Origin of the sequence: Thermomonas sp. (assembly GCF_020850895.1) — a bacterium.
Classification (GTDB): Bacteria; Pseudomonadota; Gammaproteobacteria; order Xanthomonadales; family Xanthomonadaceae; genus Thermomonas.
In genome coordinates, this window is the sequence record NZ_JADZDS010000016.1 from 1 (window position 1) to 8353 (window position 8353).

Below are 8353 nucleotides of genomic sequence, written 5' to 3' on the forward strand. Positions count from 1 at the left end.
GGGGTGCCGCTGTACGTGGTGTATCCGCGTGGCGGCGGCGAAGGCCGCGTGCTGCCGGTGTTGCTGACGCCCAGCATGGCGGCTGACGCGCTGGCGCAGGCGGCACGATGATGCCCTCCAATCGAATCGTATTGCTGGCAGCGGGAGCCGCGGCCCTTGCGGGCGCCGTTGCCAGCGTCTATTTCGAGCCGCATCTCGCCACCGGCCTGGCCAGCACCCAACTCGGCCAAGATGCGCTGCAGGCCACCTTGGAAGCGCGCGCCCCGAAACCACCCCCGGGTGTGATCGTGGCCCGCCGCGGTGAACGCGTCCCGACGCTGGAATTGCCGGATCTGGCTGGCACGCGGGTGCCACTGCCGGAAGCCTGGAAGGGTCACACCACCCTGATCAACCTGTGGGCCACCTGGTGCGCGCCGTGCCTGAAAGAAATGCCGGATCTGCAAGAATTCTCCCGACAACAGGGCGCTAACGGCGTGCATGTCGTCGGCATCGCACTCGACGATCCGGTTGCAGTGCAAGCCTTCATCGCCCAACATGGCATCACCTATCCGGTTCTGGTCGACTCACCAGGCCCCGCCGATGCCGGGGTGCAGCTGGGGAATCGTGCGGGTGTCTTGCCGTATTCAGCACTGATCGACGCGGAAGGCCGCCTGATCAAGACTCGAATTGGACCATTCGAAAACAGCGCCGCCATCGCACGCTGGGCAACGCCCTAAAGGAGTGGTCAGTCCAACCGAGTCCGGCCAAGGCCCGGACTCGCTCAAGCGCAGCAATCACTTGGCTTGATTGATTCGGGGCAAGCGATCCATCAGCGATCCATGGCAGGCAGAAAGCCTCACGTTGATTCGAGGCGCACCACAGCACGCCCGCGCCACAGCGTTTAGAGCAATCACTCGAACACGCCATTAAAATTCTGTTATCCGGCGAAACTTCGTCGAACTGGACACGAACGCCCGTTCGCGGGACACTGCACGCCGTTTTCCGGGGGATTTGACCTGCGCCGATGGCGACGCTGCTGCTCCTGCATGGGCCCAACCTGAACCTGCTCGGCAGTCGCGAGCCGGAGGTCTATGGCCGCACCACGCTGGCGGACATCGATGCCGATCTGGTCGCCCGTGCGGCGGCGGCAGGGCATGTGCTGGAGGCGTTCCAGTCCAATGCCGAGCACGCTCTGGTGGATCGCGTGCAGGCCGCCGCCCAAGACGGCACCGGCTTCATCCTGATCAATCCCGCCGCCTTCACCCACACCTCGGTGGCCCTGCGCGATGCGCTCGCCGCGGTGGCCATTCCCTACATCGAAATCCACCTGTCCAACCCGCACGCCCGCGAACCCTTCCGCCAGCACAGCTATTTCAGCGACAAGGCGGTCGGCGTGGTCTGCGGCTTCGGCGCGGATTCCTACCGCTACGCCCTCGACGCCGCGCTGCGGCGGCTTGCGGCCTGACCAAGAGGCTACTTGGATGGACCTGCGCAAGATCAAGAAACTCATCGACCTGCTGGAAGAGTCGAACCTCGCCGAAATCGAGATCAAGGAAGGCGAGGAATCGGTGCGCCTGGCGCGCGTGCCCAAGGGCAGCATCGCGCATGCCGTCCACCACGCGCCCGCGCACGTCCCCGCCCCGCAAGCCCCGGTGATGCCGATGCAATCGCCCGTGCAGGCCGCCACCGGCGGCAGCCATCGGGCGGAAGCGAACGACCTGCCGGATGGCCACGTCGTGCGTGCACCGATGGTCGGCACCTTCTATGCCAGCCCGGCACCGGACAAGCCCGCCTTCGTCAGCGTCGGCCAGGCCGTCAAGGTCGGCGACACCCTGGGGATCATCGAGGCGATGAAGATGTTCAACCCGATCGAGGCCGATGCCTCCGGCACCGTGCTGGCGATCCGCTGCGAGAGCGGCGAGCCGGTCGAGTTCGACCAGCCGCTGTTCGTCATCGGCTAAGCGAGGGGATCGCAATGCTGGAAAAAGTCCTCATCGCCAACCGCGGCGAGATCGCACTGCGCATCCTGCGCGCCTGCCATGCGATGGGCATCCGCACGGTCGCGGTGCATTCCACGGTCGACCGCAACCTCAAGCACGTGGCGATGGCGGACGAATCGGTCTGCATCGGGCCGGCGCCGTCGGCCCAGAGTTACCTCAACATGCCGGCGATCATCGCCGCCGCCGAGGTCACCGACGCGCAGGCGATCCACCCTGGCTACGGCTTCCTGTCGGAAAACGCCGACTTCGCCGAACGGGTGGAGCAATCCGGCTTCGTGTTCGTCGGCCCGCGCGCCGACACCATCCGCATGATGGGCGACAAGGTCGAGGCGATCCGCGCGATGCAGGCCGCCGGCGTGCCCTGCGTCCCCGGCAGCGGCGGGCCGCTGGGCGATGATGCCGCCACCAATGCGAAGATCGCCGCCGAGATCGGCTATCCGGTGCTGATCAAGGCGGCCGGCGGCGGCGGCGGTCGCGGCATGCGCGACGTCCGCACCGAGGCCGCGCTGGCCAATGCGATCGCCACCACCAAGGCCGAGGCCAAGGCCGCGTTCGGCAACGACATGGTGTACATGGAGAAGTACCTGGAAAATCCGCGCCACGTGGAGATCCAGGTGCTGGCCGACGGCCAGGGCCACGCGGTCTACCTCGGTGAACGCGACTGCTCGATGCAGCGCCGCCACCAGAAGGTGGTCGAGGAAGCGCCGGCGCCGGGCATCACCCAGGAGCTACGCGAGCAGATCGGCCAGGTCTGCGTCGAGGCCTGCCTGCGGATCGGCTACCGTGGCGCCGGCACCTTCGAATTCCTGTATCAGGACGGGCGTTTCTATTTCATCGAGATGAACACTCGCATCCAGGTCGAACACCCGGTGACGGAGATGATCACCGGCGTGGACTTGATCCGCGAGCAGTTGCTGATCGCCGGCGGCGAGCCGCTGTCCATCAGGCAGCAGGACATCGCGCTGCGCGGCCACGCCATCGAATGCCGGATCAATGCCGAGGATCCGGACAGTTTCATGCCCAGCCCCGGCCTGATCCAGCACTACCACGCCGCCGGCGGCCCCGGAGTGCGGATGGATACCCATATCTACGAAGGCTACCGGGTGCCGCCGAACTACGACTCGATGATCGGCAAGCTCATCGTCCATGGCACCACCCGCGAACAGGCGATTGCACGCATGCGGGTGGCGCTGTCGGAGCTGGTGGTGGACGGGATCAAGACCAATATCCCGCTGCAGCAGCGCATTCTCGCCGACGGCGGCTTCGCCCAAGGCGGGCAGAACATCCATTACCTCGAAAAGAAGCTGGCCGAACGCCGGGAAAAGGCGCTGTCGATGTTGTGATGATGCGCGCCGCCGGTTCCGGGCCTGCGACCCACCTGAACCGGACCCCATCGCCGATGACCGGTCGCCGCCCCGAATTACGCTTGTATCGCAATCAGGCAATTTCTCCACTGGTCCAGGATCGTCCTCATGCAACGTCGCAAGCTCCTGTTCGTCACCCTCCTGTCCTGCTTGGCCGCACTGCCGGCCGCCAGCCAACAGGGCAAGGCCCCTCCCATCACGCTGTATGTCGAAGCGCTGACCCACAACATGGCCGGGATGCCGGACATGGGCGGGATGATGGGCGGGATGATGAGCGGCATGATGTCGCGTCGCATGGGCGGCGATACCGGCCGGCCGGTCTATCCGACCACCCACACCGGCGTCACGACCGGCCAATACCTCGATCTTGCCCTGCACAACGCCAACAAGCCCGGCGCGGAGGCTGCCGACCAGATCCCGGCCGGGCTGAACCTCGGGCGTTCGCTGCAATTGGTGCCGATCACCGTGCAGCGGTCCGATGGCCGTCGCCCCGACGCGCCGCGCGAAGTCACCACGCAGGACATGGAGATCAAGATCGTCGAATACTGGGGCTGCGGCGCCGCCGTGCGTCCCGGCCAGCCGAAGATCACCACCATCAAGGTGCGTGGCGGCACCTTCGACCCCAGCAAGGGCCCGATGGGCATGCAAGGCTTCGGCGTGCAGACCACCGGCCAGGTATCGCGCGGGATCACGGTGGCCGACAGCACGATCGGCATCCGTCCCGGCTACGTGTACTGGCCGAATCCCCGCGACGGGCGCAAGGTGCCGACCGGCGCCAGCTTGGCCGGCGACCACCAGATCAGCGGGGACGGCATCCCGGCCTCGATGCATTTCCAGGTCAGCGACGCCTCCGACTTCATGGCCAAGCTGAACCTGCGCACCCAAGGCCAGCTGACCGACGCGGTCTACCTCGGCTGGCCGGCGGTGGCCCACGGCAATGCCTACTTCATCTCCGCGGTCGGGATGCAGCCGCTCGGCCAGAACGCCTACCAGATGACCTCATGGAGCAGCGCCGAAGTACCGGGCGCGGGGGCGGCCTTGCATGTGTCGATGTCGGACAATGACGTCAACGGCTTCCTGCGCCGCAAGGTGTTCCTGCCGGGAACCGCGACCAGTTGCGTGATCCCCCGCGGGATCTTCGCTGGCGGTGGCGGCCAGCAGTCCGGCATGCCGGCCATGCTGCAGATGTCCGCGTTCGGCCCGGAGAACTTCATCACCTATCCGCCCAAGCCCGCCAATCCGAGGCAGGCCTGGAACCCGGAATGGAGCGTGCGCCTGCGCACGCGCTCGACCGCGTCGGCCTTCCTCGGCCTCGACCTGGGCGGGATGCAGAATCAGGACGGCAACCCGCAGCAGCCGCAACAGCAGCAGCGACGCGGCATGCGCGGCCTGCTCAACGGCATCCTCGGCGGCTGATCGGTTTCAGGCCATGCTGAACAAGTCCCTCCTGGACGTGTCAGCACACGCTGCGTCCGGTGCATGCCCGGACGCAGCTCACGCCGACTCAATCAGCGTTGCCTTCAACACCGAGACGATGCAGACCACCCACGCCCGTGCCACCATGGGCGTGGGTTCCCGTCTGCATCGTCATGTCCGATCCGGTTCCTTCCAGCGATGACCTCGGTGCACCCGCGCTACGGCAAGCGAAATCCGACGCCAAGAACGCGCTTGACGCCACCGTCGTCAACATCGAGCTGACCCTAATCAGCATCATCCAGGGCCTCGCCTTGGGCGTCCTTGCCTCCGCCAGCGTCGATCCCATCGTGCAACTGCACTGGCAGGCCTGGCCCTACATCGCCACCGGCCTGCTGGTGGTGCTGATCTTCTGGTCGCGCTCGCTGCTGCACACACTGTCCTTCATCGGTTGGCCGCTGGAGTTCGGCCATACCTTCGTCTACTTCGGCACCACCCTGCTGGAGGCCGTCGCGCTCACCCAAGTGGCGAATCCGCAGCACTGGTTTGCCTTGAACACACTGTATGCGATCGCAGTCTGGGGCCTGTACGCCTATGACTTGCGCATCGTGCGCCACCACGCCGACGATTTCTCGACCGCGGCCGAGCGCCTGCTGCTGGACGACATCATCAAGGACCAACGCCTCAACATCGTGTTCATGATGCCCTCCGCGATTGCCTTCCAGGGCCTTGCATGGTGGCTGGTCCAGCGCTATCCGGAAACCTTCATCGCCGGCGGCTGGCACCTGCTGCTGATCGGCATGACCCTGCTGTTCAGCCTGAATTACCTGTACGGCGGCACCCGGTTGCTGCAGCGGCGACAGGCTTGGATCGTCGCCCGCAACGCGCAGGAACGACAGGAACCCTGAGTCGCCACCTTTTCGCCGCGGCCCGCATGGCCAATACTTGCCGCATGCCTTACCTGCAACTGTCCCTGACCTGCACCGAATCCCAGCAGCCGCGCTACGAGCGCGCACTGGAGGACGTGGGCGCCCTCGCCGTGACCCTGCAGGACGCCCATCTGAATGCCGCCGACGAACAGGCGATCTTCGAACCCGGCGTGGGCGAGTTGCCGTTGTGGGATGAAATGACCCTGACTGCATTGTTCCCGATCGAGACCGATGCCCTGCTGCTGCTGGCTGCACTGGACGCCTTCGACGCCGATCTGGATTGGACCTCGGCGCGATTCGAGAAGGTCGAGGATCAGGAGTGGGAACGCGCCTGGCTGGACACCTTCCAGCCGATGCAGTTCGGCACCCGCACCTGGATCGTGCCGTGGAGCCATGACCTGCCGGAGGGTGCGAACAGCCCCGATGCGGCGATCATCCGCCTCGATCCGGGCCTTGCCTTCGGCTCCGGCACCCATCCCACCACCGCGCTGTGCCTGCGCTGGCTGGATGACCTGGCCATCCGCGGACAATTGCAGGACAAGGCCGTGCTCGATTTCGGCTGCGGCAGCGGCATCCTCGCGCTGGCGGCACTGAAGCTGGGAGCGGCGCAGGCCGTCGGCGTCGACAACGATCCACAGGCCATCCTTGCCACCGCCGACAACGCCCAGCGCAATGGCGTCACGATCGACACCTTCCTGCCGGCGGATGCACCGACCTCGGCCGCCTCGATCGTGGTCGCCAACATCCTAGCCACCGCACTGGATGCGCTCGCGGAGACGCTGGCGGCGCGCACGGCGCAGGGCGGTCGCCTGGCCATGTCAGGCATCCTGTCCGGGCAGGAGCCAGCCTTGCTGGAACGCTACGCGCCGTGGTTCGATCGGCTTGCCATCGACCAGGACGGCGACTGGGTGCGCATCGACGGCGTTCGCAACGCCGTGGCGGTGGCCGCATGACCCACGCACCGAGTTTCGCCCATGGGCATGCGCGCGGCGGAAGGCCCTCGCGACGCCGTGGTGAATGGCTGGCGCTCAGCGCGCTCGTGGTCGCCTTGGCCGCGCAACTGGGGTGGCTCGAGCGTGAGCAGATGGCCGCGAATCCGCAGCTGCGCCCCGCGCTGGAATCCCTGTGCAAGGCCTTGCATTGCACCCTGCCGCCCTGGCACGAACCGGCGGCAATCACCATGCTGGCGCGAGATGTCATCGCCCAACCGGAGCATCCGGGCGTGCTGCGCGTGCAGGCGAGTTTCCGCAATGACGCCCGCTGGCCGCAGCCGTGGCCGGCACTGGCGCTGAGCCTGTCCGATGTCAATGCGCGCCCGCTCGGCGCACGCCGCTTCCAGCCCAGGGAATATCTCGGCAACGGCAGCCATCCGGCGCAACTGGCGCCGGGCCAGGCGGTCTCGATCGGGTTCGACATCCTCGAACCGGCCCCCAATGTGGTGGCCTTCGATTTCCGGTTCGAATGACGCGATTCCCGATCATGTCAACGAAACAGTCGACGACGGATTGTCCATCGCCCCCCGCATCGCGCTAGACTGGGCTGACCGCACGCCGCATTGCCGCGACGCGGTCGCCGCGAGGACCCCGCTTGAACCTCCCCGATTCCCGCCCGAACGCCGGCCGCACGCCGCTGCGCGAGCACGTCGCCCACTCGGTGCGTCGCTACCTTCGCGATCTCAACGGCTGTGCCACCAACGACCTCTACAGCATTGCGTTGCGGGAATTGGAGATTCCCCTGTTCCGTGAAGTCCTGGAACATTGCGAAGGCAACCAGAGCCGCGCCGCTGCCATGCTCGGCATCCACCGCGCGACCCTGCGCAAGAAGTTGCGCGATTACGACCTGCCGGCCTGAGGAGGGTCTGAACAACGCCATCCTGGAGTTGTCAGCCCGCGCAATACTCTGACGTAGCCGACTGCGTCGGCACCGCGGCCGCTATAATTCCGCTTTCCTCACGATCCACAGCGCATGTCCGCCGATTCCACCCCCGGCGCGCCGGTGACCGTTCGCCGCGCCTTGCTCTCCGTGTCCGACAAGACCGGCCTGCTTGACCTCGCCAAGGCGCTGTCTGCGCATGGCGTCGAGTTGTTGTCCACCGGCGGCACCGCCAAGGCGCTGCGTGATGCAGGTCTTGCCGTGAAGGACGTCAGCGATGTCACCGGCTTCCCCGAGATGATGGACGGCCGGGTCAAGACCCTGCACCCGATCGTGCACGGCGGCTTGCTGGGCCGTGCCGGCCTGGATGATGCGGTGATGGACGCACACGGCATCGGCAAGATTGATTTGCTGGTGCTGAACCTGTATCCGTTCGAAGCGGTCACCGCACGCGCTGACTGCACCCTTGCCGATGCGGTCGAGAACATCGACATCGGTGGCCCGGCGATGCTGCGCAGCGCGGCCAAGAACTTCGCCCGCGTCGCGGTCGCCACCGAACCTGCGCAGTACGTCGGCCTGATCGAGGAACTGGCCGCCAACGCCGGCGCACTGTCGGCGCAGACCCGCTTCGTGCTGTCGGTGGCCGCGTTCAACCGCGTCGCCCAGTACGACGCCGCGATCAGCAACTACCTGTCCGCAATCACCGATGCCAGCAGCGCCGTGCCGGCGCGCAGTGCCTTCCCAGCGCAGGCCAACGGCAGCTTCGTCAAACTGATGGACCTGCGCTACGGCGAGA

General features: G+C 66.4%; 9 protein-coding genes and 1 pseudogene. All 10 read left to right on the plus strand.

The genetic code is table 11. The features are described 5' to 3' along the window. The first annotated feature begins 110 nt into the window (after nucleotides 1–110). Nucleotides 111–716 (plus strand): TlpA disulfide reductase family protein, encoded by a 606-nt coding sequence (locus tag IT472_RS01725; protein ID WP_297177436.1) that lies wholly within the window; start codon nucleotides 111–113, stop codon nucleotides 714–716. 287 nt (nucleotides 717–1003) lie between these two features. Continuing rightward, complete coding sequence (gene aroQ, locus IT472_RS01730) at nucleotides 1004–1444, plus strand: type II 3-dehydroquinate dehydratase (protein WP_297177438.1); 441 nt, start codon at nucleotides 1004–1006, stop codon at nucleotides 1442–1444. Between the two features lie 16 nt (nucleotides 1445–1460). Further along, nucleotides 1461–1940, plus strand: coding sequence for an acetyl-CoA carboxylase biotin carboxyl carrier protein (gene accB, locus IT472_RS01735; protein ID WP_297177440.1), 480 nt, complete (start codon nucleotides 1461–1463; stop codon nucleotides 1938–1940). A 14-nt stretch (nucleotides 1941–1954) separates the two neighbouring features. After that, nucleotides 1955–3322: an acetyl-CoA carboxylase biotin carboxylase subunit gene (gene accC, locus IT472_RS01740; protein ID WP_297177443.1), complete on the plus strand. Its 1368-nt coding sequence runs from the start codon at nucleotides 1955–1957 to the stop codon at nucleotides 3320–3322. Between the two features lie 129 nt (nucleotides 3323–3451). Continuing rightward, nucleotides 3452–4759: a hypothetical protein gene (locus tag IT472_RS01745; RefSeq protein WP_297177446.1), complete on the plus strand. Its 1308-nt coding sequence runs from the start codon at nucleotides 3452–3454 to the stop codon at nucleotides 4757–4759. Nucleotides 4760–4932: 173 nt separating this feature from the next. Then, nucleotides 4933–5664 (plus strand): hypothetical protein, encoded by a 732-nt coding sequence (locus IT472_RS01750; protein WP_297177449.1) that lies wholly within the window; start codon nucleotides 4933–4935, stop codon nucleotides 5662–5664. A gap of 44 nt (nucleotides 5665–5708) precedes the next feature. Beyond that, entirely contained in the window at nucleotides 5709–6638 is a 930-nt protein-coding gene (gene prmA / locus IT472_RS01755) for a 50S ribosomal protein L11 methyltransferase (protein WP_297177452.1), read from the plus strand. Beyond that, a complete protein-coding gene (locus IT472_RS01760; RefSeq protein WP_297177455.1) occupies nucleotides 6635–7150 on the plus strand; it encodes a DUF3426 domain-containing protein in 516 nt (171 codons plus the stop codon). The genes prmA and IT472_RS01760 overlap by 4 nt, the downstream gene beginning before the upstream one ends. A 122-nt stretch (nucleotides 7151–7272) precedes the next feature. Then, on the plus strand, nucleotides 7273–7536 hold the full coding sequence (fis, locus tag IT472_RS01765; protein WP_297177458.1) for a DNA-binding transcriptional regulator Fis: 264 nt from the start codon (nucleotides 7273–7275) through the stop codon (nucleotides 7534–7536). A gap of 114 nt (nucleotides 7537–7650) precedes the next feature. Then, nucleotides 7651–8353, plus strand: a pseudogene (purH, locus tag IT472_RS01770) (bifunctional phosphoribosylaminoimidazolecarboxamide formyltransferase/IMP cyclohydrolase); the annotation flags it as partial.

Excerpts from the sequence above, each read along its gene's own strand:
- IT472_RS01725 (WP_297177436.1), top strand. The coding sequence starts at position 111 with ATGCCCTCCAATCGAATCGTATTGCTGGCAGCGGGAGCCGCGGCCCTT.
- aroQ (WP_297177438.1), top strand. The coding sequence starts at position 1,004 with ATGGCGACGCTGCTGCTCCTGCATGGGCCCAACCTGAACCTGCTCGGC.
- accB (WP_297177440.1), top strand. The coding sequence starts at position 1,461 with ATGGACCTGCGCAAGATCAAGAAACTCATCGACCTGCTGGAAGAGTCG.
- accC (WP_297177443.1), top strand. The coding sequence starts at position 1,955 with ATGCTGGAAAAAGTCCTCATCGCCAACCGCGGCGAGATCGCACTGCGC.
- IT472_RS01745 (WP_297177446.1), top strand. The coding sequence starts at position 3,452 with ATGCAACGTCGCAAGCTCCTGTTCGTCACCCTCCTGTCCTGCTTGGCC.
- IT472_RS01750 (WP_297177449.1), top strand. The coding sequence starts at position 4,933 with ATGTCCGATCCGGTTCCTTCCAGCGATGACCTCGGTGCACCCGCGCTA.
- prmA (WP_297177452.1), top strand. The coding sequence starts at position 5,709 with ATGCCTTACCTGCAACTGTCCCTGACCTGCACCGAATCCCAGCAGCCG.
- IT472_RS01760 (WP_297177455.1), top strand. The coding sequence starts at position 6,635 with ATGACCCACGCACCGAGTTTCGCCCATGGGCATGCGCGCGGCGGAAGG.